The 25,534-nt window shown below is 59.6% G+C and carries 16 protein-coding genes and 3 pseudogenes; 14 read left to right on the top strand and 5 right to left on the bottom strand.

Features of this window, described 5'->3' with window-relative positions; translation table 11 throughout:
* Positions 1–31: 31 nt before the first annotated feature.
* The 5 genes from MME58_RS27930 (at position 32) to MME58_RS26045 (ending at position 6,160) form a co-directional block, all read left to right on the top strand.
* Positions 32–895 (top strand): methyl-accepting chemotaxis protein, encoded by an 864-nt coding sequence (locus tag MME58_RS27930; RefSeq protein WP_371904915.1) that lies wholly within the window; start codon positions 32–34, stop codon positions 893–895.
* Between the two features lie 430 nt (positions 896–1,325).
* Entirely contained in the window at positions 1,326–3,080 is a 1,755-nt protein-coding gene (locus tag MME58_RS26060; protein WP_054984291.1) for an ABC transporter permease, read from the top strand.
* 21 nt (positions 3,081–3,101) lie between these two features.
* On the top strand, positions 3,102–4,406 hold the full coding sequence (locus tag MME58_RS26055; RefSeq protein ID WP_054984292.1) for an ABC transporter ATP-binding protein: 1,305 nt from the start codon (positions 3,102–3,104) through the stop codon (positions 4,404–4,406).
* Between the two features lie 48 nt (positions 4,407–4,454).
* On the top strand, positions 4,455–5,522 hold the full coding sequence (locus MME58_RS26050; protein WP_054984293.1) for a sensor histidine kinase: 1,068 nt from the start codon (positions 4,455–4,457) through the stop codon (positions 5,520–5,522).
* Positions 5,522–6,160, top strand: coding sequence for a response regulator transcription factor (locus MME58_RS26045; protein ID WP_054984294.1), 639 nt, complete (start codon positions 5,522–5,524; stop codon positions 6,158–6,160). Before MME58_RS26050 ends, MME58_RS26045 begins: the two co-directional genes overlap by 1 nt.
* A gap of 125 nt (positions 6,161–6,285) precedes the next feature.
* Here MME58_RS26045 and MME58_RS26040 read toward each other — a convergent pair whose 3' ends face one another.
* The 3 genes and pseudogenes from MME58_RS26040 to MME58_RS26030 all read right to left on the bottom strand — a co-directional run.
* Entirely contained in the window at positions 6,286–8,172 is a 1,887-nt protein-coding gene (locus MME58_RS26040; protein ID WP_055006037.1) for an acyltransferase family protein, read from the bottom strand.
* 84 nt (positions 8,173–8,256) lie between these two features.
* Positions 8,257–9,540 carry a hypothetical protein gene (locus MME58_RS26035; protein WP_055006038.1) on the bottom strand — a complete coding sequence of 428 codons (1,284 nt, stop codon included), beginning with the start codon at positions 9,538–9,540 and terminating at the stop codon, positions 8,257–8,259.
* A 557-nt stretch (positions 9,541–10,097) separates the two neighbouring features.
* A pseudogene (locus MME58_RS26030) lies at positions 10,098–10,292 on the bottom strand (IS91 family transposase); the annotation flags it as partial.
* Positions 10,293–10,519: 227 nt separating this feature from the next.
* Here MME58_RS26030 and MME58_RS26025 point away from each other — a divergent pair.
* Both MME58_RS26025 and MME58_RS26020 read left to right on the top strand, forming a co-directional pair.
* Positions 10,520–11,015, top strand: a pseudogene (locus MME58_RS26025) (CesT family type III secretion system chaperone).
* Positions 11,016–11,183: 168 nt separating this feature from the next.
* Positions 11,184–11,915: pseudogene (locus MME58_RS26020) on the top strand (hypothetical protein).
* Between the two features lie 357 nt (positions 11,916–12,272).
* Here MME58_RS26020 and MME58_RS26015 read toward each other — a convergent pair.
* Positions 12,273–13,892 carry a glucan biosynthesis protein D gene (locus MME58_RS26015; RefSeq protein WP_055006039.1) on the bottom strand — a complete coding sequence of 540 codons (1,620 nt, stop codon included), beginning with the start codon at positions 13,890–13,892 and terminating at the stop codon, positions 12,273–12,275.
* Between the two features lie 526 nt (positions 13,893–14,418).
* Between MME58_RS26015 and hflK (MME58_RS26010) the strand changes: the two genes are divergently transcribed.
* From hflK (MME58_RS26010) to cfaB, 5 genes are all read left to right on the top strand, one after another.
* The gene (gene hflK / locus MME58_RS26010; RefSeq protein ID WP_055006040.1) at positions 14,419–16,365 is read left to right on the top strand and encodes a protease modulator HflK; all 1,947 of its coding nucleotides are present in this window, start codon (positions 14,419–14,421) and stop codon (positions 16,363–16,365) included.
* Positions 16,366–16,376: 11 nt separating this feature from the next.
* Positions 16,377–17,414, top strand: a complete 1,038-nt coding sequence (gene hflC, locus MME58_RS26005) for a protease modulator HflC (protein WP_054984299.1) — start codon at positions 16,377–16,379, stop codon at positions 17,412–17,414.
* Positions 17,411–18,481, top strand: a complete 1,071-nt coding sequence (hflK, locus tag MME58_RS26000) for a protease modulator HflK (protein ID WP_054984300.1) — start codon at positions 17,411–17,413, stop codon at positions 18,479–18,481. Before hflC ends, hflK (MME58_RS26000) begins: the two co-directional genes overlap by 4 nt.
* A complete protein-coding gene (locus MME58_RS25995; RefSeq protein WP_055006636.1) occupies positions 18,478–20,445 on the top strand; it encodes a cation-translocating P-type ATPase in 1,968 nt (655 codons plus the stop codon). Before hflK (MME58_RS26000) ends, MME58_RS25995 begins: the two co-directional genes overlap by 4 nt.
* A 232-nt stretch (positions 20,446–20,677) precedes the next feature.
* Positions 20,678–21,865: a C17 cyclopropane fatty acid synthase CfaB gene (gene cfaB, locus MME58_RS25990; protein WP_054984302.1), complete on the top strand. Its 1,188-nt coding sequence runs from the start codon at positions 20,678–20,680 to the stop codon at positions 21,863–21,865.
* 112 nt (positions 21,866–21,977) lie between these two features.
* Here the strand turns inward: cfaB and cls are convergent, their stop codons facing one another.
* Entirely contained in the window at positions 21,978–23,417 is a 1,440-nt protein-coding gene (gene cls, locus MME58_RS25985; protein WP_054984303.1) for a cardiolipin synthase, read from the bottom strand.
* A gap of 169 nt (positions 23,418–23,586) precedes the next feature.
* On the opposite strand from cls, the gene MME58_RS25980 reads away from it, so the two are divergent.
* Together MME58_RS25980 and MME58_RS25975 are read left to right on the top strand one after the other, a co-directional pair.
* Complete coding sequence (locus tag MME58_RS25980; RefSeq protein WP_054984304.1) at positions 23,587–24,108, top strand: DUF3617 domain-containing protein; 522 nt, start codon at positions 23,587–23,589, stop codon at positions 24,106–24,108.
* 200 nt (positions 24,109–24,308) lie between these two features.
* Positions 24,309–25,532, top strand: coding sequence for an N-acetylmuramoyl-L-alanine amidase (locus tag MME58_RS25975; protein ID WP_054984305.1), 1,224 nt, complete (start codon positions 24,309–24,311; stop codon positions 25,530–25,532).
* Positions 25,533–25,534 lie beyond the last annotated feature (2 nt).

Genomic DNA, 25,534 nt, shown 5'->3' with positions numbered 1-25,534 from the left:
ACTGGGCGTGTTGCAGCAGGGCATCCAGCGCATGGGCGCAACCTTGCGCGAGCTGATTTCCGGTATTCGCGACGGCGTTACGCAGATTGCCAGCGCTGCCGAAGAACTGTCGGCGGTCACCGAGCAGACCAGCGCGGGCGTCAACAGTCAGAAGGTCGAGACTGATCAGGTGGCGACTGCCATGCATGAAATGTCAGCCACTGTGCATGAGGTAGCGCGCAACGCCGAGCAGGCTTCGGTTGCCGCTTCCGATGCCGACAACCAGGCCCGTGAAGGCGACAAGGTCGTAGGAGAAGCCATCCAGCAGATCGAGCGGCTGGCCGCCGAGGTGGTGCGCTCATCCGACGCGATGAACGTGCTGGAGCAGGAAAGCGACAAGATCGGCAAGGTCATGGATGTGATCAAGGCCGTCGCCGAGCAGACCAATCTGCTGGCACTCAACGCGGCCATTGAGGCTGCGCGTGCCGGGGAAGCCGGTCGCGGTTTTGCCGTGGTGGCCGACGAGGTTCGTGGCCTGGCACAACGAACCCAGCAGTCCACCGAAGAAATCGAGGGCCTGGTCGCTGCATTGCAGAACGGCACTCGTCAGGTATCGGGCATCATGCTGGGCAGTCGCACGCTGACTGACAACAGTGTCGAGCTGACGCGCAGGGCCGGGACGTCACTGGAAAGCATCACCCGGACTGTGTCGAACATTCAGGCGATGAACCAGCAGATTGCCGCCGCTGCAGAGCAACAAAGCTCGGTGGCCGACGAAATCAGCCGCAGTATCGTCAACGTTCGCGATGTATCCGAACAGACCGCCGAAGCCAGCGAAGAAACCGCAGCCTCCAGCGTCGAGCTGGCACGTCTGGGAGGCCAGTTGCAGATGATGGTCAGCCACTTTCGGGTGTAATGAGGGCTGCATGCCGACGCGGAGCGCTGCACGATAGTTGAAGCAGTTGAGATTATCGTTGCGCACGTCCCAGCGTCGGAATGCCTTGCGTGACACTCTGCGCTACAGATCTGCGCCACGCATTCAAGGTCAGACGCAGCACGTCCAGAATGGCATGCCGACGCGGAGCGTCGCACGATAACTTAATCAGTTGAGGTTATCGTTCATCACACGATGGGCAGGAGCGTTAGCGCACTATACGTTGGTATATATAAACCATACTGACAGATAAACATGACCTACTTTTGCAGGTTATATCTATTGTTCAAACCTCGATAAGCTTTACCTCATTATCCGGCAGCCATTAATGCCCTTTATGTCTAATCGCTGACAGCCCGTCTGCTCATAGAGCCGGCGTGTCTGCGCCTGCACAGCCGATGCGAGGTGAGCAATGCATTCTATATTTGAATTCGGTAAAAGCCTGCGCACGCCCCGTTTTGTAAAACCCGGCGCGCGCACTCCGTACTGGGCCGATGGCCTCTGCCTGGTCATTATTGCCGTGTTTATTGCGCTGGTGCTGTATGGCACAAGCCAGATGATGCAGCCACTTGCCGCGTTGAACTCAAGCCCGATGAGTCTGGACCCGGCGCGCCTGCCCGAGTATGCATTGCGCACCACACTGCGCATGTTCATCGCACTGGCGGCCTCCCTGATCTTCACGTTTGTCGTGGCCACGCTGGCGGCAAAAAGCCGCAAGGCCGAACACGTGATTATCCCGGCGCTGGATATTCTTCAGTCGGTTCCGGTACTGGGGTTTTTGACGTTCACGGTGACGTTCTTCATGGGGCTGTTTCCCGGTCGGCAGATGGGCGTTGAATGCGCAGCCATTTTTGCCATCTTCACCAGCCAGGCATGGAATCTCGCGTTCAGTTTCTATCAGTCACTGCGCACCGTGCCAAGCGACCTGAATGAAGTCACACGCCAGTTCGGGCTGTCCCCAGTGCTGCGTTTTACCCGCCTCGAGTTGCCGTTTGCCATACCGGGGCTGGTATGGAACATGATGATGTCGATGTCCGGCGGCTGGTTTTTCGTGGTCGCCTGCGAAGCTATTTCAGTCGGTGATACCACGGTCAATCTGCCTGGCATCGGGTCATGGCTGGCGCTGGCCATCGAGCAGAAAAACCTTGGCGCGATTGCCTGGGCGGTGGGCGCAATGGCGCTGGTGATTCTGGCCTATGACCAACTGCTGTTCAGGCCGATCGTGGCGTGGGCGGACAAGTTCCGCTTCGAGCAAACCGCGTCGTCCAAGCGTCCGCGCTCCTGGATGTACAGCCTGCTGGGCCGTTCCCGAGTGGCGCCCATGCTCGGTTCGATCCTGGCTGCGCCGTGGAAATGCCTGATGCTGATCGACTGGCGCGTGGCATCCCGGCTCTGGAACGTAAAGCTCTCGCCTGGCGTTGTCCGGTTGCTCGACTGCCTGTGGCTGGGGCTGGTCATGGCCGCCTGTCTGGCCGGGAGTGTCTACCTGTTCAGGTTCATCGAGACATCGCTGGGCCTGAGCGATCTGGCCACTGCGTTTGGTCTGGGGCTGGCCACGATGGTACGGGTGATCGTATTGATCGTCATCGCGAGCCTGATCTGGGTGCCTGTCGGTGTATGGATCGGCTTGCGTCCGGTCTGGGCCGAACGGTTGCAGCCCATCGCGCAGTTCATGGCAGCCTTTCCCGCCAACGTGCTGTTCCCTTTTGCCGTGATCGCGATTGTCGGTCTGCACCTGAACCCGGACGTCTGGCTCTCGCCGTTGATGGTGCTCGGTACACAGTGGTACATCCTGTTCAACGTGATCGCCGGCGCAAGCGCCTTGCCTACCGATCTGCGCGAAGCGGCGACCATGTTCAACATGCGCGGCTGGCAGTGGTGGCGGCGAGTGGCCTTGCCGGGCGTGTTCCCCTACTACGTCACCGGGGCGCTGACTGCATCGGGTGGTTCGTGGAACGCCAGCATTGTCGCCGAAGCGGTGTCCTGGGGTGATCAGCATCTGGAAGCGGCGGGGCTCGGTGCTTACATCGCCAACGCGACCCAGGCGGGAGACTTTCCACGCGTCGCGTTGGGCATTGTCGTCATGTCGGTCTTCGTGATCGGATTCAACCGGTTGCTGTGGCGTCCGCTGTACGGATTTGCCGAGCGCCGCCTGAGTCTTGTGTGAATTTTTGTAAGGGAGGGCGCCATGATGATGGCTGTCGAAACGCGTTGCCTGGTAGATGTTCAGAAAGTCCGACATGTGTACGGCAAAGGCAGCAAAGAGCGTCTGGTGCTGGATGACGTGACACTGAAGCTCAACGAGAACGAAATAGTCGGCCTGCTGGGCCGCTCCGGCTCGGGCAAGTCCACGTTGTTGCGCTCCATCGCGGGCTTGGTGGTGCCCACCGAAGGCGAGGTGAGCTTTCCTCGTCGTGCACAGGGGCGGGCGATGTCGGTGGGCATGGTGTTTCAGAGCTTTGCCCTGTTTCCGTGGCTGACGGTGCTGGAAAACGTCGAAGTCGGGCTCGAGGCGCAGCGCGTGCCGGCAGCGGTACGCCGCAAGCGGGCGCTGGCGGCCATCGACCTGATTGGCCTGGACGGTTTCGAAAGCGCCTATCCCAAGGAGCTTTCCGGCGGCATGCGCCAACGCGTGGGCATGGCGCGAGCGCTGGTGATCGACCCTGATGTGCTGCTGATGGACGAACCCTTTTCCGCGCTCGATGTGCTGACGGCTGAAACCCTGCGCACCGACCTGCTGGACATGTGGAGCGAAGGGCGCATGCCCATCAAGTCGATCCTGATGGTGACGCACAACATTGCCGAGGCGGTGCTGATGTGCGATCGGATCCTGCTGTTCTCCTCCAATCCGGGCCGGGTGATCAGTGAGATCAAGGTCGATCTGCCCCAACCGCGCAATCGTCAGGACCCGATTTTCCGCGCACTGGTGGAAGAAATCTACGTGCTGATGACCCAGGACAACGATGCCGGCGAGATTCGTCAGGGCGTATTTCCGGGCACCGGGCTGGGCATGGTGTTGCCACAGGTGTCCACCAATGCGCTCGCGGGGCTGATCGAAGCCATTCATGCGCCGCCCTACAGCCTCAAAGCGGACCTGCCGGAGCTGGCCAGTGCACTTCACTACAATGCCGACGAGCTGTTCCCGATTGCCGAGGTTCTGCAACTGTTGCGCTTCGCTGAACTGAAGGGCGGTGATATTCGCCTGCTGCCTGCCGCAAATCGCTATGCACTGGCGGATGTGGATGAACGCAAGCAACTGTTTGCCCAACACCTGTTGAGCTTCGTGCCGCTGGTGGCGCACATTCGGCGGGTGCTGGATGATCGCCCCACGCACACAGCCCCGGCGCGGCGATTTCGCGACCAACTGGAAGACTTCATGTCCGAAAGCGATGCCATGCAGACCCTGAATGTCGTCACACAGTGGGGTCGCTACGCCGAGTTGTTCGCGTACGATGAACTGGCCGATCAGTTCAGTCTGGATAACCCGTCCTGAGGTGTGTAAGACATACTCTGCGGGCGTTTGAAGAGCGAGAGGGTGCCGATGCACGAGCCAGAATCCTGTAGCAGGGCTGCGATGGCAGTCAGGTGGGTCGCTTTGCTGGCGCTGGCGCTGGTGATCGCGGTGGCCGATACCCTTACCGATCTGGAGATCGCCGTAGGGGTGTTCCAGATCGCTGTGGTGTTGCTGGCAGTCTGGTTTTTGCCGGCCAGGGGCGTGATTGTCGTGGCATTGGTGTGCATGTTGCTGACGGTGGTCAGTTACGAGATGACCACCTCCAGAGGCAGTGAGGCGTCCGGGCTGATCAACTGCGTCATCAGTCTGGCCGCCATCGCCATAACCACCTGGCTGGCGTTGCGCATGGCGCGGGCCATCCGCACGGTCCATGAAGCGCGTTCGCAGCTGGCGCACATCGCCCGGGTCAACCAGTTGGGCGAGCTTGCTGCGTCCATTGCCCATGAGGTGAATCAACCGCTGTCTGCGATTGTCATCAGCGGTAACGCCTGCCAGCGCTGGCTGGCCACAGAGCCTGCCAATCTGGAAAAGGCCCGCCAGGCCGTCGAGCGCATGATCGGTGACGCCAACCGCGCCGGGGATATCATCGTGCGAGTCCGCGCCCTGGCGAAGCGCTCGTCGACGCACAAAGAGTGGATCAGCGTGGCAGACACGGTGGCCGAGATCGTCGCGCTGGCGCACAGCGAGCTGGACGGGCAGGGCGTGACACTGTCGGTTGACGTACCTGAGGGCATGCCACCATTGCTGGCTGACCGGGTGCAGATCCAGCAGGTGTTGCTGAACCTGATGCTCAATGGCATGGACGCGATGAGGAAAGTCGAACCCGAACAGGCGCAGCTGAATGTACGGGTCGAGTGGCGTGGGGGCATGGAAATCGAGTTCACTGTCAGCGACAGCGGCATAGGGGTTCAGCCGGAAGACGCCGACCGGCTTTTCGACGCTTTCTATACCACCAAGGAGGAGGGCATGGGGATTGGCCTGGCGATCAGCCGGTCTATCATCGAAGCTCATGGCGGCCGGATCTGGATGACGCCCAACCCGTCAACCGGGGCTATGTTTCATTTCACTCTGCCCACTGGAAAGATGGAAAGCTGATGAACACAATCGCCACCGCTCCGCAGGCCGAAGAGCCGATCATCTTTGTCATTGATGACGACCTGTCGGTGCGCTCGTCTCTGGAAGACCTGCTGGCATCGGTCGGATTGCGCAGCATGCTGTTCGGCTCGACCCGCGAGTTCATGGACACCCCTCGTCCTGACGCGCCGGGCTGCCTGATCCTGGACATCCGCATGCCGGGCATGAGTGGCCTGGACTTTCAGGAGCATATGGCCAGGTCGGGGATTTTTCTGCCGGTCATTTTCATCACCGGGCATGGCGACATTCCCATGTCCGTGCGAGCAATGAAGGCCGGTGCGGTGGAGTTTCTGACCAAGCCCTTTCGTGACCAGGACCTGCTGGACGCACTTCAGGCAGGGCTTGAGCGCGACCGTGGCCGTCGGCGCAACGCCGCCATCGAAGCCGAGTTACAGCGTCGTCATGCCAGCCTCAATCCGGGCGAGCAGCAGGTGATGGAACTGGTCGTCAGTGGCTTGCTCAACAAGCAGATTGCAGCCCGCCTGAATGTGAGTGAAATCACCGTCAAGGTCCGGCGTGGATCGGTCATGCGCAAGATGGAAGCCGACTCTCTGGCCGACCTCGTCAAGTTTGCCGAGCGGCTCAAAGAGCTTCACTGATCAAGCGTCAGGATCGGACGCAGAACGTCCGCAAATACAGGCGGGGGCTCATGCACGATGGCGTTCTCTCGTAGACCGCTCGTGGGGATACTTTGGGTACCGCCTTGCATCGCAAAACGGCGTGCTCACTCATTCACCAGCTGCGGCAGCACGTAGTTGCGCACGACGTACAGCGAGCCTTCGACGCTCAGATGCCCCGAGTCGATCTGCAGCAATGAGCGGCTGTCTTCCATACGTACCAGACAGGCATCGGCGATGCACAGCTTGTCGATCAGCGACACAAACCGGATGCCTGCCGATGCGGCCAGCGTGCGGGTTGCCTGGTCCACCAGCATGACGCTCTGATCCAGTGCCGGATCGCGGATATGCGACTCGCTCAGTCCCCAATGACGGTTGACTATGACGCTGGGCAGCGATGGATTCCACGACGGTACCGGGCCGATCAGCACAATGTGCTTCACGCCAAAGCCTTTGAGTCGGGTCGCGATCCGCTGCCAGTCGGTTTTGTCATGGCCATCTTTTTGCGCGATGACCACGATGTCCGGACGCAGCCTTTCGATACTCTGCACGGCAGTCCTGTTGGAGTAATCGCAGGTTTTGCTGGTTGCCGAGGTACGGCCCGCATGGTCGCTCAGGCCGGGCAGGCAACTGGCCGATGCCACCTGGTAGAAGGGCGTATTGCGGGTCAGCAGGGTTCGTAGCCCGAGCGACAGCGCCTGTGCGTGAGAGTCACCCCACAAGAACACGCCCCCTGGCCCCTGTTTGCGAGTACAGGCCTCGTCGATCCCCGACTGGCCACGCTGGGTGAGGGCGGAAAAGGCATCACATTTCAGCCAGTAAGGCTCGTACAGGTTGTGCTGGCGATCAACGTATTCCTGAATGAAATGCGCCCTGTCCGAAACGCTGATCGGGCGAAGTGGCGATACCACCCCTTGCGTTGCACTCACCAGCGCGCCACCCATGAACACCAACACGACCAGCGTACCCAGCGTGGTAAACCTGCGGCGCGGGTCAGGCTGATGGGCACTGGCGGACTGCTCGATCAGCCGCGATGAAATCAGCCCCAGTATCACCGCGATACCGATGCCCGGCAGCACCGTGCGAGTCTCGTTCAGCAAACCGGCGTAGTTCATCCACACCACCACTGGCCAGTGCCACAGGTACAACGAGTACGACAGTTTGCCTGTCCACTGAAACAGCGGGTTGCAGGTCAGCAGCGAGTCATTGCGTGCCGCCGCGATCACCGCGAAAGTCCCCAGTACCGGCATCAATACCAAGTGCCCTGGCCATGTGTCCTGCACTGACAACAGGCAGAAACCGGCCACGATCAGCCCCATTCCGACCTGCTCCAGAACGCGTTGCTGCATGACCTTGAGTTGCAGCGGGAACAGGCATGCCACGCCACCCGCCAGCAGCTCCCAGGCGCGGGTCGGCAGCAGGTAGAAAGCAGCCTCCGGCCATTGGGACGATGCAAGCACACACAGCACAAAGCCCCCCAGGCATGCACCCAGCACCCACCAGCGCAGGTTGTGCAGCGCGACGAAGCGAGCGAGTAACAACAGCGCAATCGGGTACAGCAGGTAAAACTGCCATTCCACCGACAGCGACCAGGTGTGCAGCAGCCATTTTTCATGAGCACCGGCGGTGAAGTAACCGGCCTCGCGCCAATAGACAAAATTGGAGACGAACCCCAGACTGCTGGCCACCTGCGTGCCCAATGCGCTGTAGTCCAGCGGCAACAGAGAAACCCAGCCCAGCACCAGCAAGGCAAGACACAGTACGGCAAGGGCCGGGACAATGCGTCTGGCCCGCGACGCATAGAACGCCGCCAGCCTGAATTTACCGCTCCTCAGGCCCCGCAGGATGATCCCGGTAATCAGATACCCCGAAATCACGAAAAACACGTCCACACCGGCAAAACCGCCAGGCAGCCAGGCCGGCTGGAAGTGAAAGAGCAGCACTGCGATCACCGCGATGGCGCGCAGTCCGTTAATGTCTTTTCTAAAGTCCATTTGAGAAAGCCATCCAGTGGATGATCATGCGAAAGGGGCTACGGATCAGCCGAAAACGACCGTTGCCAACAGGATTGTCGGTATTTAGCGGGCAGTCGACGTCAGGCCGAATGCCTGGCCCGTAGCGGAATGTCGTGCGCCAATCACATGACCAATTGCCAGGCCTATAAACAGATTGGCGACAGCCACCTCGAACATGTCAGTGGTCCAGCTGATCAGGCACCAGCAGAAGCTGATGGCCAACAGCATGTGACCGACACGGGTCTGGTCGTCGATCAGCCTGAACAGCAGCGGTATCTGCAGCGCATACAGCAACAGCCCGAGCACGCCCAGCATTGCCCACAGATACAGGGCCGAGCTGTCCATGCCGAGAAAGACTCCGCCACCGTCCACCGGAAATAACCCCATCGTGCTACCGACCATGCCGAAGCCCGCGCCACTGATCATCCAGCCTTCGCGGCTCATGTCACTGATCAGGCCGGGCCAGGTATTGATCAGCCGGTCATACAGCGAAGCCAGAGGGCCGCCGCCGCTGACCACGTAGGCGTCAGGACTGGCAATCAGCCCCAGAGTCGGCAGCAGCAACCCGATGCCCACCACTACGGTACAGAGCGCCCGGCAAGTCCAGTTCATCCGCCGCATCGACAGCAGAACGATGGTCAAGGCAAACGCGGCCGCCGGTGCTTTGCTGGTGGTCAGCACGATGGCGTAAAGCGCCGTGGCACTCAGCAACAGCATCATCAGGCGCGAGCGCAGGAACATGAGCAGGTACAGCGTGTAGAAGGCGATCATGATCGACAGCACATTGGACACTCTGGCGAAGCCGGCAATGCGGTCCACCTCGTCCGCGCTCCAGGTGGTGTTGGCGCTCAATTCGGTTTCACCCACGCTGTAGCTGTAGCCCTTCCAGGGCACCGAGGTGAACTTGTCCAGAGCGAGACCCAGCAGTGAGGCCAGCAGGCAAAAGCCGATGGCCCGGTACAACAGTTTGCGGCGATACAGCAGGTGCTTGCCACAGACCAGGCCAAACACCAGCGGGCTCAGTGCAAACAGACTGAACGCGAGGTTGTAGACACTGGCGCGATGCAACATGGCCAGCAGCCCTGAAATCAGCCAGAGGATCATGAACGTCCAGAACAACCTCCCGGCTCTGAACGTGCGCAGTTCAAGCGTAAACAGCAGGATGCAGGCGGCTTTGGGCAGATAGAGCAGGGGGCTGATGCCCGCCTGATCGAAGTAGAAGCGCAAAGCTCCGGAAAAGGTTTCGACCAGTATCAGGCTGATCGCGACCCATACCATCACTGTGGACTTGTCAAAGGACATCAGCGACGACCTGGCGTCGGCGCTGTTCGCAGTAGTCAACGCCATGCTGGCTGCCTTCTGATATGCGTCGAGGGAATTGCGCGGACAAAGCTACCGCCCGACGATCACGAGACTCGCGTCGATACAGGAAGGCTTTGGGAGATAAAGGGTCTGGAGCGAATGCTCGCAACGGCATGACAACACGTATATCAGTCGCAGTTTGGGCAACTGTCAATTAATTAATCGGGATTAAGGGTTATGTGCTGCACATCCTGCCCGGAACGACATGCCCATAACACACCTGTCGTTCCTCACGCTTCAGCCTGGACACCTTGCGCTCCACAAGCTCCAGCCCAGACACCTATCGTTCCTCACGCTCCGCGTGGGAATGCCTTGCGTGACGCTCTGCGTCACAAATCTGCGCCGCGCCACAGTTCTTGTATAGGAATTTCAATAATTCCTATACAAGGTAATTCGCCGAAAAAGGTTCCCTCGGCATGATGTCAACGTGGCGTCGATTCTGCGGAAACGCGTTTTCACGCCACATCGGCGTCTAAAAACGCATCCATTGCAACGTTTTGCTGTGTTTCGTGAACGTCAGGCGCACCTTCCCCGCACCAGTCCGGTACGTACCTCAATTTCGCGATGCTTTGGGCATTGTTGACCAAGCCCTGCACTGTCAGGCCGGCGATGGCTGCGGTGTACACCATCCGCGCTCCGCATAGCACGCAGCTGAACGGATCCCGATGCAAGAACGCTTTGCTCATCTGCGCAAAATACAGTTTTTGCGCTTTGCCACGCCTTTCCATGCTTAGCGCCATGTCGGCCTAGCTCAGTGTTTCCTGCTGATAGGGGTTGTAAGCCGGAACCGCCGAAATTTCCGTCATGGGCGGGAAGCCAGTACTGGTGCGGATTGACGTCAATTACTTGGTCTTTCACGGGACTCATTTTTCGTCAGCGCCACTTATTGTGAGCTTTTTTCATAAATAGAGTGCTGATCCTTTCGGTGCAACCGAAAGTGCGGAGGTTTTTGTGAGGGTGTGCAATGGTTAGCCGAGACTCAGCCACTGTTATAGATCCTGTATTTCAGAGCGTCATCAGCTGATCTGCTGAAAAAATATCAAATCAATGTTTCCCCAGCAGATACTCAGGGTCGGGACGTTTTTATTTTGTCCATTGAAAACCTGGACATTTATCTTATGGGCAATCTACGAGGTTATCTGAGTATTGCCTGTAAAGCGGGAAGACTTTCAGAAGAGGTTGGTGATGAGGCTTATATGGCTTTACTGTCGGAAAATCTTTTCGGCCTTGAGCATCCAGTGCTGAGCGTGGGCGTCGCTCCGGAAACCAGAGAAGTACTACTTTCTACGCGGCAACCCTTGTCGGAACTGGACTCTGCCGGAATATTCAGGCTGGTCGATAGTGTCATCGAACATGCTCAGGCACTGGGGGAGTGGCTGAAATCTCCGCTCGGCAATCGGTCTGTATCATTTGCGAGAGCGCCTGCATTACACAGGCTGCATCCATCGATTAAATTGTGAGGCGCTGTAATGTTTCGTTGCTTTGCTGGACCAAGCGGTAGTAGCTCGACCCACTCGACCAATAACTATGTTTCCTTATCAGACGCTCATGACTCGCGCCTCGAGTCATTGTCTGCGGGAAGGCGCAATGGTCAGATAATCCAGGTGTCTGCGGCGACCTTCGACACAATGTCTCTGGCGCATAATATCTTGCTGAAGACCGCCCATGAAACTTTTCCGGACGGCCCGGGGAATCAAGAAGCCAACGTGTGGATGAGTGGCGGACGAAGCTGGATGCGCAAGGAAATGTGCCGCAGTCGTGTTGACGAACGAGCGAGTCAGGACCAGCAGATCAAAGGCATAATGGAGACCGGTAGCGGCAATTGCGGTGAGTACGCGAAAACGGTATTTGCCGAGCTCCAGCGCAATCAGAGGAACGTGCCTGTGTTTAAAGTGCTGGAGTCATATCAGCACAGCCTTGTAATTGTCGGCGACTGGCGAGACCGCAACACTGGCGACCATGCGGTAGTAGTGGATCCTTGGCAGGGGCTGAAAAAAGTTCATACATAGGGTGAGAGAAGCGTTACCACGACGCCTGTTGTCACCGAGACCGCTTCTGAAGGCGGTCCTATACGGTCTGCCAAGCTTAAAGCTGCATTTGCCCTTAAGCCCGTTTCCAACGACAGGGTGGATGCTGAAATAAGAGCAAAGTCGTATTCAAGCTCCAGCGGCGCTTTTTACGCACGATCGGTAATTCGAGAAAACAAGCCGGTCATGTTCGATCAAGTGGCAGGGACGCAAAACCTGCACACCGTCTATCGGGATCCATCCGGGAGGGAGTCGGCTTTCAACAGCGTGCCGCCGTCTTACCTTGAAAGCTACCTGAATGCTAGAGACGCTATCGTAAACAATTATGTCTGAATAAGGGGGTGTACGCCGGAATCCCCGAAAACTTCCCTCGGAAAGCATCAAGCTGGTGCTATATGGAGGGAGGCTTCATGTCTTCATATCGATGCGTACAAAGATGTGCCTTCAATGAAGGCATGCGATTTGGGCTGCTTACCGGTCTAAGCTTTAGATCGGTTGCACTGCTTCAACGCGGAGCTGGAGCGCGGCTTGTCAGAACCGGACGCGGAGCGTCCAGAACGACATGCCCACGCTGGAGCATGGGCACGATAGTGGTCCTGCAGAGACCTTGCGCTCCTCACGCTGGCGTTCCTGCAGACACCTATCGTTCCTCACTCCGCGTGGAAATGCCCTGCGTCACACAGCTGCGTGTCAAGGGTACTTGCGCTTGTCCGGTGCTGGCGGGAAGTACTGGTACATCCACGTTTCGCTCAGCGTACGGTCGCCGGTGCGGATGAACATGCGCATTTCAACCGGCTCGACCGAGTCGCTGTCCGGCACCCAGTCGAAGGTGACACGGTAGCCCTTGATGTCCGGCAGCACGAGGATGTTGAAGTCCTGCACCTTGCCATGAGTGACGGTGACGATGGGTTCGATCCCGGTGCCTTCCGGCAAGCGATCCAGGCCGCCGCCATTGAAGTCCACCGCAAAGCGGCGCGCCCAGGTTTTCGGGTAGTGCTCGCCCGGCGCCCAGCCTTCAAGAAAACCGCCCATGCCTGAACGTGTGGCGTGGACTTGCGCCAGTGGCGTGCTCACCGGTGGCAACGGGCTCCAGAACAGCTTGTAGCCATAGTTCATCGAGTCTCCGGCCTTGACCGGCGTCTTCGGTGTCCAGAACACCACGATGTTATCCATTGTCTCGCCAGTGGTGGGCAGCTCCAGCAGGCTGACCTCGCCTTCGCCCCACGCCGTGATCGGCTCGACCCACAGACTCGGACGGCGGCTGTACCAGACCACAGTGTCCTGATAACTGGAGAACTCGTGATCGCTCTGCACCAGCCCGAAACCTTTCGGATCGGTGTCGGCGAAGGCGCTGAACTGTGGTTTGACCGGGTTGTTCAGCGGACGGCAGATCCACTCGCCATTGCCGCGCCACATGGACAGTCGATCCGAGTCGTGAATTTGCGGATGGATGGTGTCGCACATGCGCCGTTCGTGAGTACCGCAACTGAACATGCTGGTCATCGGTGAAATGCCCAGTTGCTGGATATCTGTACGGGCATTGATGTGCGCGTCGATCTCCATGACCACCTGACCGGCCTGACAGTCGATGTCGAAGCGGTAGGCGCCGGTTGCACTTGGCGAGTCGAGCAGCGCGTACACCACAAAGCGCGTTGCGTTCTTGTCCGGCGTTTCAAACCAGAACTTGGTGAAATCGGGGAATTCTTCCTGACGTTTGGCATAGCTGTCGATGGCCAGGCCACGGGCGGACAAACCATATTGCTTGTTGCTGTCCACGGCCCGGAAGTAGCTGGCACCGAGGAACGAAACGACGTCGTTGATGGCGATTTCAGGCGCCTTGAACAGTTTGAAACCGGCAAAGCCCAGATCGCCCTTGACCAGGTTCTTGTCGATCCCGCTGTTCTCGTAGTTGAACAGGTCATGGCGGAAATGCACTTCCCGCGCCTGCTTGCTCTGCGGGTCGACGCTGTACATGCGCACGGGGGTCTTGAAGCCCATGCCGACGTGGAAGAAATGCACGTCGAGCTGGCCGTGGACGTCTTTCCACAGCGAATGATTCGGATCGTAGCGGATGGCATTGAATTGCTGCGGCGTCATGTTCGCAAGTACCGGTGGCAGCACTTGCTTGTTGCTCACATAACCTTTGCTCGCAAGCTTCTTGGCATGCGCCTGCAGCTCTGCGAAATCGAAGTGTTCGATCTCGCCATCGGCTGCGGCGGCCAGTGCCCGCGCAGCAAAAAGCCCCGAGGCCGATACGCTGCCGTAGGCGGCCAACGCCATGGACGCTTTCAGGAGATTTCTGCGATTCATAAAGGTGAAGCCTCTGAGTAATTCTGTGCGTCCTGCACAAAAAATGGCGCGCCAACGACTCCTTGCCGAACGCAAACTACCCACAACAGATAACAAAGACGAGATCCCGTTCGGAAATCGGCCAAAAAAAAACGCCGATCATGGGTAATGAACCCGGCGTGTTGACCGCTGTGACGCTGATTTTTGCGCCGCTGCAGACTAATCGATTAAGCGCATCGCCGCTTGGCGCAAGGCTTCCAGCCAATGGAGGCAAGACGCGCTGAGCAACCCGGTGCCTTCGACCGACACAAAATTTTTTTTGCCAGGCAATATTCAGCAATCATTTTGCTGGCGTGCGGTCCCGCCCTCTGCCCGACTTCAGGTCGATTTGCCCGTCAGGCAGCACCGCTATCTCGCATTCGTTCAGCTAACAGTCCTGACGAAAGTTTCACTCTGTGTGTTATATCGTAACGCTATGATGCAACTGCATTAATGGATGCCGATACGGGGCTCTCTACAGCAATGATCAGCGGGTACCGGGGTAGCAATGCGGGTTGATTTGGATGAGCACGAAGGCCTCGAAGGCCTGCCGCGTTTTCAAATGGCGGTGCAACAGGTTCGGCGTCTCGGACGATTGATGTATGTGACCGGTGGAGCAGCGGCGTTCTGGCTGCTGCTGGCGTTGTCCATCGATCTGTTTTCCCCCGGCTCATTGTGGATGGCCGTACTGGGCAACGCCGCTGCGGCGCTGGTGCTGCTCACCGCAGGCTTGCAGTCGGCCAGGCACGTGGCGATGTGGCGCGCCCGCGCGTTGGCAGTACCTGTCGCAGAAGCGTTTCCTGAAACGGCAGACATGCTCGATGAGACCGGCTGGTACGAGCGTTTTCTCTCCCGGATGAGTCATTCAGGCGAGTCGCTGGTCAGGCACATCGGCAGCTCGACCCTGTGGCTTGCCGGGTGGGCGTTACTGGCGTTGATCATTGTTCGCGCCTTCTGGAATCTGACGTTGTCTCGCTCCGACCTTTCGACGGCAGGCAATCTGGCCGGCAGCTTCCTGTTGCTGTTGGCGTTCGGGCTTCTGGTCATCGAACGGCAACTGAGCAGTGAGCCCGACGGCCAGTCGCCGGAAGCCGGAGCGCTGGCGCAACTGGTGCGCATGACGCTCATCGTTATGCTGATCGGCGCGCTGTGCCTGTTCTTCTCCAGTGCAGATCGCGCCTGGCCTGCACGACTGGCCGTGTTGATCGGCCTGCTGCCGCTGGGCGTGGCGCTCGAATTCCTGTCGAGGGCTGCGTTATCGGTCTTCAGCCCGCGCACGCCGCGTATCGAGCCACGCCTGCTGGCTGCCAGTTTCATGGCTGACCTGTTGCGTTGGCCACCACGCCCTCTGCTCGCCTTACAGCATGAGCTGCACAACCGCTTCGGCATTGATCTGCGTCAGATCTGGGCTTTTACCTACATGCGCAGTGCCTTTTTGCCGGTGCTGGCGGCGGTGGCAGCGCTGGGCTGGGCGCTGAGCGGCGTGCATGAAATTCCGATGCAGGGGCGAGGCATTTATGAGCGGTTCGGCAAGCCCGTCGAGGTGTTCGGGCCTGGTCTGCATGCAGGCTTGCCTTGGCCGTTTGGCCGTGTTCTGGCGGTTGAAAACGGTGTGGTTCATGAGCTGGCGACCAGTGTTTCTGCAGCCGATGCTGCCGAGCAGACGCTTGACCCGGCTGAAGGACCGCCGCCGGGCAGCGCCAACCGACTGTGGGATGCCAGCCATATCAACGAGAAATCCCAGGTCATTGCCAGCAGTGCAGGCGACAAGCAGAGCTTTCAGATCGTCAATATGGATGTGCGGTTCGTCTACCGCATCGGCCTGACAGATGCCGCAGCGATGGCGTCGACCTATAACAGCGCCGATGTTCCGGCCCTGATTCGCAGCACGGCGAGCCGCGTGCTGGTGCATGACTTTGCCTCGCGTACGCTGGATGAACTGCTCGGCGAACAGCGCAGCGGGCTTGCCAATGACATCGGCAAGGCCGTACAGGCTGACTTGCAGCGCCTGGACAGCGGCGTCGAATTGCTCGCCACGGTGGTCGAAGCCATCCACCCGCCCGCTGGTGCCGCCAATGCCTATCATGCCGTGCAGGCGGCGCAGATCGGCGCGCAGGCATTGATCTCCCGCGAGCGCGGCGCGGCCAGTGACAAGGCCAATCAGGCTTGGCTCAATGCCAGCGTTGCTCGCGATCAGGCCAGCGCCGCTGCGCGCGAGGTACTGGCCACGGCGCAAGGCGCGGACCTGCGCTTCAGTGCGGAGCGCCAGGCCTACGCCAAGGCGGGGCAGGCGTTTTTGCTGGAGCAATACCTGGCCCAACTGACCGAGGGCCTGGGCAATGCGAAGTTGCTGATTCTCGACCACCGTCTGGGCGGCGACAACCCGCCGACCATCGACCTGCGTACCTTCATCCCACCGGCAGACCCAACGGCGTCGCGTAAAGCCGTTCAGTAAGGAGTCGTCCCTTGAGTCTGTTTCATCATCATCATCACGATCACGCCGACCATAACCATGACAGTCACGGGCATGGAGGTCACGGCCATCATCACCACCATCACGGCGCGTCCGGTCCTGCCGCTTTCCCCTGGCGTCGGGCAGGCCTGGCTGCGGTGCTGATCGCCTTTGCGATTGCGGCGGCGAGTCTGGTGCAGGTGCGTTCCGGGGAAGCGACAGTCGTCACCCGCTTCGGCAATCCCTCCCGCGTTTTGCTGGAGCCTGGCCTCAACTGGCGCTGGCCCGCACCGTTCGAAGCGACCATTCCGGTGGATCTGCGCCTGCGTACCACCTCCAGCGGTTTGCAGGATGTCGGCACCCGCGACGGCTTGCGTATCATCGTTCAGGCCTATGTGGCGTGGCAGGTGCAGGGCGATGCCGACAACGTGCAGCGCTTCATGCGCGCGGTACAGAACCAGCCTGACGAGGCGGCCCGGCAGATTCGGACCTTTGTCGGCTCTGCGCTGGAGACCACAGCGAGCAGTTTCGACCTGTCCAGCCTGGTGAATACCGACGCCAGCAAGGTGAATATCACCGCGTTCGAAAATCAATTGCGCCAGCAGATCGATCAGCAACTGCTGGCGACCTATGGCGTTCGCGTTCTGCAGGTCGGTGTTGAACGACTGACCCTGCCGTCGGTGACCCTCAACGCCACCGTGGACCGCATGCGAGCCGAACGCGAGACCATTGCCACCGAACGCACCGCAGTGGGCAAACGCGAAGCCGCGCAGATTCGTTCGGCCGCCGAGCGCGATGCGCGCATCGTCGAGGCCGATGCCACGGTCAAGGCTGCCGATATCGAAGCGCAGTCCCGTGTTGAAGCCGCGCAGATCTATGGCCGCGCCTACGCCGGGTCGCCGCAGTTGTATAACCTGCTGCGCTCGCTGGACACTCTGGGCACCATCGTGACGCCAGGCACTCGTCTGATACTGCGCACCGATGCCGCACCCTTCCGGGTGCTGGTAGATGGCCCGCCGACACTGGACGGCAAAAGCGGAACGCAACCATGAGCCAGCCGGTCGACGAGCCTGTGACGCAACGGCCGCCTGTCAACAGTCCCTGGTTGCAGGCGAGCCGTCTGGCGTTCCTTGGGTTGTATGGCGTCACTCTGCTGGCAGCGCTCGCCTGGGCCACCTCCAATGTCCGCCAGATTGATCCGCAGAACCGTGCAGTGGTCATGCGTTTCGGTGCTATCGAGCGGGTTCAGAACGCAGGACTGCTGACCGCCTGGCCGCAGCCGTTCGAGCAGGTGGTGCTGTTGCCCTCGGCTGATCGGGTAATCGAGCGACGTGTGGAAACCTTGCTGCGTTCGCCCGCTGCACTGAAAGCGGACGAAATTGCGACCCTGTCGGCCCCCATGAGCGATGCCCTGGCAGGTTCCGGCTTTCTGCTGACCGGCGATGCCGGGGTTGTGCAACTGGACGTGACCGTGTTCTACAAAGTGACTGATCCCGACGCCTTCGTGTTACAGGGCGATCATGTGTTACCCGCGCTTGACCGCCTGGTCAATCGCAGTGCCGTGGCGCTCACCGCAGCGCGGGACCTGGACACCATTCTGGTTGCCCGTCCCGAGCTGATCGGCCCTGACAGCCAGGCCGCAGAGCGCCGTGAACGGCTGCGCGGCGATCTGGTGCGCGGCATCAATCAGCGTCTGGCGGAGCTCGACGCCACCGGGATGGGCATCGGTGTCGAAGTGGCTCGGGTGGATGTGCAGTCGAGTCTGCCGACGTCGGCAGTCAACGCCTTCAACGCCGTGCTGACGGCCAGTCAACAGGCCGATCAGGCAGTGGCCAATGCGCGCACCGATGCCGAAAAGCTGACCCAGACAGCCAATCAACAGGCTGACCGAACCCTGCAAGTGGCGCACGCACAGGCGTCCGAGCGACTGGCCAAGGCACAAGCGGCCACCGCAACGGTCACCAGCCTGACGCAGTCTGCCGACAACCACAGCGATCCCGGCCTGATGCAGCGTCTCTACCGTGAACGCGTGCCGGCCATCCTGCATCAGGCCGGCTCGGTGACCACCGTCGACCCCAAAGACGATTCCCGCCTGATCATCCAGGGAGCACCACAATGAGTGGCGAAGCCGTTCACACCCATGACGCCGCCACACCCGACGCGGTCGGCAGCCTGCTGAGCAATGCAGAACAGCGCAGTGCAGCCCGGCAACTGACCCTTGCGATGCTGGCACTCGGTGTGTTGGTACTGGGTCTGGTCTGGCGCTTTTTCGCCCCGCAGCAGGAAGGTGTCAGTCAGTTGTTGTTGGGCGCTGCGTCACTGTTGGTGGCAATACCGGTGATCAGCGCCGGTTGGCACAGCCTGAGGCATCCGAGCCTGCACGGCATCACTGACCAGTTGATCGCGCTGGCGATGCTCGGTGCCTGGGCCACTGGTGATTTGATGACCGCCGCCTTGCTGCCGATCATCATGATCTTTGGTCATGTGCTGGAAGAGCGCAGCGTGATCGGCTCGCAGGAGGCTATTGAAGCGCTGGGCCGCCTGACCCGCAGCCAGGCCCGTTTGCTGGGGACCGATGGCAGTATTCGCGAGGTCGACAACGCGACGCTCAAAACCGGTGATCGGGTCGAAGTGCGTGCGGGTGACCGGGTCCCGGCGGATGGTCGGGTTCTTTCCGGTCAGGCCAGTCTGGATACCTCGTCAATCACTGGCGAGTCGGTGCCGCTGGAAGCCACGGTCGGGATCGAAGTGTTCGGCGGGGCGATCAACCTGGACGGACTGCTGCGTATCGAAGTGACCCGCATCGGCGACCAGTCCACGCTGGGCAAGGTCATCGCGCTGATGCAGAGCGCCGAACGATCCAAGCCGCCGATCACACGCCTGCTAGAACGCTACGCAGGCAGCTACATGGTCTTGGTGCTGCTGATCGCGGCACTAACCTGGTTTATCACTCAGGATGCCCAGGCGATGCTGGCAGTGCTGGTGGCTGCCTGCCCCTGTGCGCTGGTGCTCTCGGCCCCGGCCACCGCCATCGCAGGTATCGCGGTTGCGGCGCGGCACGGGATTCTGATTCGCAGCTCGGCGTTTCTTGAAGAACTGGCGGACCTCAACTCACTGGTTGTGGATAAAACCGGCACGCTGACCTACGGCCGCTTGCGCTTGCAGTCGGTGCAGGCTGACGGGCCGCAGCACCCGCAATTGCTGGAGCTGGCCGCCAGTCTCGGGTCGGCCAGCAGCCACCCGGTCAGTCGGGCCTTGGCCGGTCTTGTGGATAACGCCTGCTTGCTGCCGTTGCTGGACACCCGTGAGCGTCAGGGGCTGGGTGTGGTGGCGTCGACCGGGCAGGGTGAGGCTGCGTTGGGTCGCCCGGAGCTGTTCGAACAGTTGGGCATTGTCACGCCTGCCGTTCCTGTACACGACGGTCCGCTGGCCGGGCTGTCGCTGGATGGTGTTTTTCTGGCCTGGTTGCTGCTGGCCGACAGCGTCAAGCCGGAAGCACAGGCAGCGCTGTTTGAATTGCGTGAACTGGGCATGGGGCGGCAGTTGTTGTTGACCGGTGACCGGCAAAGCGTTGCCGATACCCTGGCGCACGATATCGGTATTACAGACGTTCAGGCGCAGGCCTTGCCTGAGGACAAACTGAGCCGGGTCATGGGCGAGATCGCCAATGGCTTCCGGCCAATGGTGGTGGGCGACGGCGTCAACGATTCGCTTGCTCTGAAGGCGGGAGTGGTCGGCGTTGCCATGGGTGCGGGTGGCGCGGACATCGCGCTGGCTTCCGCCGATATCGTGCTGATCGGCAGCGATCTGCGCCGCCTGGGTACATGCGTGAGGCTCAGCCGTCAGTGTCGTCAGACGTTGCAGGTCAACGTGATCATCGGTCTGGGCTGGACGCTGGCCATTGTGGCACTGGCCGCCTTCGGTCTGCTCGGCGCTGCCGGTGCGATGGTTGCGGCTATCCTGCACAATCTGAGCACCTTGTTGGTACTGGGCAACGCCGGACGTTTGCTGCGCTTTCAGGAGCCATTGCTCAAGCTCCAGACGTTCCATACACCGCATCAGGGCTCGAGCCGGCAGCGATAATCAGCGATTTAAAACGGCTTGAGCTTTGACGAATTCTGTTACAGATTAAGCGCTGTGTTTCAGTGTGTGATCCAAATTCAGGCTGTCTTTCGGCTCGAATCAGTGGGCACAGGGCTGTTCCCCGAAGTTGATTCATTGCAGTTTTGCCGTCGCCAATAGCCTTTGCGGGCCCTGTTGCGGGGTCCTTGCTGGATTACTCTTTTTGAGTTTCTGGATAAGGGGGTGATTTTGAATGCTTACACAACTTCCAACGACCCTGCAGAGCCTGCACCTGCCGCTACGGCTCAAGCTCTGGGACGGTCATCAGATGGACCTTGGGCCTGCGCCCAGCGTCACGATAGTCGTCAAGGATCCGCAACTGGTCTCCGACTTCAACCATCCCAGCCTGGGCCTGCTCGGCAGTGCGTTCGTTGAGGGGCGGCTGGAGCTGGAAGGTTCGATCAGCGAAGTTGTCCGGGTGTGCGATGAACTGACTCATGCGCTGCTGGACGATGATGACAGTGCCGAAAACCCGGCCCGCGTTCAGCATGACAAGGACACCGACGCGGCGTCGATTGCCTACCACTACGATGTATCCAACGAGTTCTACCAGCTCTGGCTCGACAGAGAGATGGTCTACTCATGCGCATATTTCAGGACCGGTGACGAATCGCTGGAACGGGCGCAGCAGGATAAATTCCATCACCTGTGTCGCAAGCTGCGGCTCAAACCGGGTGAATACCTGTTGGACGTAGGGTGTGGATGGGGCGGCCTGGCACGGTTTGCCGCTAGCGAATACGGCGTCAAGGTCTTCGGCATCACACTGAGCCAGCAACAATTGGCGCTGGCCCGTGAGCGGGTGAAAGCCGAAGACCTGGAAGACAAGGTCGATCTGCAATTGCTTGACTACCGCGACCTGCCGCAGGATGCACGCTTCGACAAGGTGGTCAGCGTCGGTATGTTCGAGCATGTAGGGCACGCCAATCTGCCGTTGTACGCACAGTGTCTGTTCGGGGCAGTAAAGGAGGGCGGGCTGGTGATGAACCACGGTATTACCGCGCGGCATACAGACGGTCGTCCTGTCGGGCGCGGTGCCGGTGAGTTCATCGACCGCTATGTATTTCCCAATGGCGAGCTGCCGCATCTGGCAATGATCAGCGCCCATATCAGCGAAGCCGGGTTGGAAGTGGTCGACGTGGAGAGCTTGCGTCCGCACTACGCCAGAACCCTCGAACACTGGAGCGCACGGCTTGAAGCCCGGCTCGATGAAGCGGCCCGCATCGTGCCCGAACATACCCTGCGGATATGGCGTCTGTATCTGGCAGGCTGTGCCTATGGATTTGCCAAGGGCTGGATCAATCTGCACCAGATACTCGCGGTCAAACCCTTTGCCGACGGCAAGACCGGGCTGCCGCTGACGCGGGAGGATATTTATCGGTGAACGGTGGTGACCAATGCCGAGGCTCTGGGAGTTTGCAGAGCCTGGGCGCAAGACGGCTTTCGTACTGTTTATCCAATGTTCACAGCGCAGTGACTATCGCAATTGGCTGTCCTCACAAAATCGGCGAGATCAGCCTCGCAACGCGCATGCCTAACTGATGAAGGCGTCGTGTCTCGTGGCTTTCCTGGATGGATATTTCTCGCGCGAGGGCGAAATCGGCAGTGAGCATGGCTTCGACCTGACGGGAAAAGTCGCTGTCGACGGTCAGCAGCATCAGTTCGAAGTTGAGGCGGAACGAGCGGTTGTCGAGGTTTGCGCTGCCTATTGCAGTGATTTCGTTATCGACCAGCACGACCTTCTGGTGCAGAAAGCCCGGTTCGTATCGGAATACTCGCACGCCGGCACGCACCGCATCGAAGGCGTACAGGCTGGAGGCTGCGTACACCACGTAATGATCGGGGCGCGAGGGCAGCAGCAGGCGCACATCCACCCCGCGTAGCACAGCCAGGGTCAGAGCGGCGGTCACAGCTTCGTCCGGGATGAAATAAGGACTGGTGATCCACACTCGCTCTTCGGCAGCGTGGATGGCTTCTACGAAGAACAGCGAGCAGGTTTCCTGTGCATCGGCCGGACCACTGGTCAGCAACTGACAGAGCACACCGTCTTCGGGAAATTCGTCAGGCAGACTCAGCGGTGGCAGTTCGCGAGTGGCCCAGAACCAGTCTTCGGCGAACGACTCCTGCAGACAGGCGACTACCGGGCCGATGACTTCTACATGGGTATCGCGCCACGGAGCCAGCGGTGGCTTCAGCCCCATGTATTCATCACCGACGTTATGCCCGCCCATATAGCCCTTCAGGCCATCGACAACAACGATCTTGCGGTGGTTGCGGAAGTTGATCTGAAAGCGATTGAGCCAGCCGCCACGCGTGGCAAAGGCTTTTATCTGCACACCACCGTCGCGCAAGGTGTCGATATAGCTGCCCGGCAAGGCGTGGCTGCCGATCCGGTCGTAAAGCACAAAGATAGCTACGCCCTCGGCAGCTTTTTCCAGCAGCAGGGTTTGCAGCTGACGACCCAGCTTGTCGTCATGAATGATGAAGAACTGAATCAGAATGGTTTTTTTAGCCTCGCCGATGGCTTTAAAAATCGCCCCGAAAGTTTCTTCGCCGTTAATCAACAGCCTGACCTTATTGTTGGCCAGTGCAGGCATGTTCCCCAGTTTGGGCATCGCACGCAGTGCCGCATAGGCATCCGAGCGGCGCGCTGCTACAGCCTCCTCGATCCAGGGCCGCCAGTTCAGGCTGCCAATCGCAATTCGCATTTCCTGATTGGCTTGGCGACGCGCCTTGATATAGGCGTCGAACGAGCTTCTGCCGAACACAAGATAAGGCAGCAGGGTGAAGTAGGGGATGAACAGCAGCGGCATCGCCCAGGCAATCGCCCCTTGAGAGGTTCGCACAGTCAGCAATGCGTGAATGGCTGCACCTGTGCCGAGCAAATGAATGAAACCGAGGACATAACCGAAAAAGTACGGGTCGTGATAATCCATGTGAAACAATGCTCCTCGCCTTTGCTGCCTAACAGACCACAGCTGGACTCGAATGTCGCTATTTTATTCCCGGTGCAACTGGGCGGTCCCCGTGCCGTCTAAGGCTTATCTTTCGGCTGGATGACTCTGGCCTCGTTTACATCTGCAATCGTCCATCAGGAATCTTGAAATGAACAAACGTATGTTGGCCTGGATGTTTTGCCTGGCTACCCCTCTGGCTCAAGCTCAAATGCTGCAGCCGGGTTTGTGGGAGCTGACGTCGAGCAATATGAAGGTGGACGGACAACAACTGCCGGACATGCAGTTGATGCTGGGGCAATTGCAGAACCTGCCGCCTGAGCAGCGCGCCATGATGGAACAGATGATGAAGAAGCAAGGCGTCACGCTCGGCGGCAAAGGCGTGAGAGCCTGCCTGACACAGGCTCAAGTACAGTCGGACGATATCCCGCTGACTGATCCGGCTTCCGGATGCACGCAAAAGATCACTGCAAGAAACGGCAAGACCTGGAACTTCCAGTTCAGTTGCCCGAAAGCTCAAGGTACCGGGCAGGCGAAATTCCTGAGCGATCGTGAATTCACCACGAACGTGGTGGGTACATTCAACGCCACTGGTCAGCAACAGAACGGAAGCATGGATACTCGAGCCGTGTGGCTGGGCCCGCAGTGTGGCAATGTGGCTCCGCGTACCTGATCAAATTCAGAGACTTATGTTCCACGTGGAACACGCCGTCTTCAGGTGATGACTTTTTGTCGCTGCTACAGCGGTGCCAGATGACGGAATCTTCATGAAGGGCTTCATCTTTCGTCCGTAACTGCATGTTATATTGTTACTAATGATGTGGATGAACCCTTCGTGAGCCGGGATGCTCAATTTGCTCTTTGAGACGTTCCATGCACCGACGCCAAGTGTTGCTCAACATGCTGCTGGCCAGCGCGGCTCTGACGTTGCCGTTGGGTGCGTACGCCACACAGATTCGTAACGCCCGGCTGTGGCGTACCAACGACAAACTTCGGCTGGTTCTTGATCTGAGCGGCCCGGTTCAATACAAAACCTTCACGCTTACTGCACCTGACCGTCTGATCATTGATGTCAGCGGTTCACGTCTGACCGGTGACTTCAGCCAGCTGGCACTGGACCGTACGGTTATCAAATCCATTCGCTCCGGGCACTACGGCCAGGGTGACGATACACGTATCGTGCTGGACCTTACCGCGCCGGTACAACTCAACAGTTTCCTGCTCGGGCCGGAAGGCGGGCAGGGGCATCGGCTGGTACTGGACATGAGTTCTACGGCTCGTGCCCCGGTGCAGATGGCTGAGCTACCGCCGCCGGTGCCTGTACCGATCCAGAGCAAGGCGCACACCGGACGCGACATCATGGTGGTGGTCGATGCCGGTCACGGCGGCAAGGACCCGGGTGCCGTGGGTTCACGGGGCGAGCGCGAGAAAGATGTCGTGCTTTCCATCGCCCAGTTGCTGGCCAGGCGCTTGAAGCGCGAGAAGGGCTTCGACGTACGTCTGGTGCGCAACGATGACTTCTTCGTACCGCTGCGCAAGCGCGTCGAGTTCGCGCACAAGTCCAACGCCGACATGTTCATCTCTGTTCACGCTGATGCTGCGCCTCGTCTGACGGCATCTGGTGCTTCGGTGTTTGCCCTTTCAGAAGGCGGAGCAACCTCGGCAACGGCACGCTTCATGGCTCAGCGGGAAAACGGTGCAGACTTGTTGGGTGCGACGTCGCTGCTCAACCTGAAGGACAAGGATCCGATGCTCGCCGGGGTGATTCTCGACATGTCGATGAACGCCACCATTGCCGCCAGTCTGCAACTGGGCCACACCGTGCTAGGCAGTCTGGAAGGCATCACCACGCTGCATCAGAAGCGCGTGGAGCAGGCCGGGTTCGCCGTTCTCAAATCACCGGATGTGCCGTCGATTCTGGTCGAAACCGGATTTATCTCCAACAGTCGCGACAGTCAGCGTCTGGTCACCGCGCGCCACCAACAGGCGGTTGCAGATGGTTTGTTCGACGGCTTGCAGCGCTACTTCCAGCGTAACCCGCCGGTGGACTCGCACATGGCCTGGTTACAGGCGCAGAAACAAGAGCAGCAAGTCTGACC

The organism is Pseudomonas syringae pv. tagetis (assembly GCF_022557255.1).
GTDB classification, from domain to species: Bacteria; Pseudomonadota; Gammaproteobacteria; order Pseudomonadales; family Pseudomonadaceae; genus Aquipseudomonas; species Aquipseudomonas caricapapayae.
The sequence above is the reverse complement of the archived record's forward strand: the minus strand, read 5'-3'. Positions and strand labels throughout refer to the sequence as shown.

Coding starts and splice junctions, on each gene's coding strand:
- MME58_RS25980 (WP_054984304.1), top strand. CDS start 23,587: ATGAACAAACGTATGTTGGCCTGGATGTTTTGCCTGGCTACCCCTCTG.
- MME58_RS26060 (WP_054984291.1), top strand. CDS start 1,326: ATGCATTCTATATTTGAATTCGGTAAAAGCCTGCGCACGCCCCGTTTT.
- MME58_RS25995 (WP_055006636.1), top strand. CDS start 18,478: ATGAGTGGCGAAGCCGTTCACACCCATGACGCCGCCACACCCGACGCG.
- MME58_RS27930 (WP_371904915.1), top strand. CDS start 32: ATGGGCGCAACCTTGCGCGAGCTGATTTCCGGTATTCGCGACGGCGTT.
- cfaB (WP_054984302.1), top strand. CDS start 20,678: ATGCTTACACAACTTCCAACGACCCTGCAGAGCCTGCACCTGCCGCTA.
- MME58_RS26050 (WP_054984293.1), top strand. CDS start 4,455: ATGCACGAGCCAGAATCCTGTAGCAGGGCTGCGATGGCAGTCAGGTGG.
- hflK (WP_054984300.1), top strand. CDS start 17,411: ATGAGCCAGCCGGTCGACGAGCCTGTGACGCAACGGCCGCCTGTCAAC.
- MME58_RS26015 (WP_055006039.1), bottom strand. CDS start 13,892: ATGAATCGCAGAAATCTCCTGAAAGCGTCCATGGCGTTGGCCGCCTAC.
- MME58_RS26045 (WP_054984294.1), top strand. CDS start 5,522: ATGAACACAATCGCCACCGCTCCGCAGGCCGAAGAGCCGATCATCTTT.
- cls (WP_054984303.1), bottom strand. CDS start 23,417: ATGGATTATCACGACCCGTACTTTTTCGGTTATGTCCTCGGTTTCATT.
- MME58_RS26055 (WP_054984292.1), top strand. CDS start 3,102: ATGATGATGGCTGTCGAAACGCGTTGCCTGGTAGATGTTCAGAAAGTC.
- MME58_RS26040 (WP_055006037.1), bottom strand. CDS start 8,172: ATGGACTTTAGAAAAGACATTAACGGACTGCGCGCCATCGCGGTGATC.
- MME58_RS25975 (WP_054984305.1), top strand. CDS start 24,309: ATGCACCGACGCCAAGTGTTGCTCAACATGCTGCTGGCCAGCGCGGCT.
- MME58_RS26035 (WP_055006038.1), bottom strand. CDS start 9,540: ATGGCGTTGACTACTGCGAACAGCGCCGACGCCAGGTCGTCGCTGATG.
- hflK (WP_055006040.1), top strand. CDS start 14,419: ATGCGGGTTGATTTGGATGAGCACGAAGGCCTCGAAGGCCTGCCGCGT.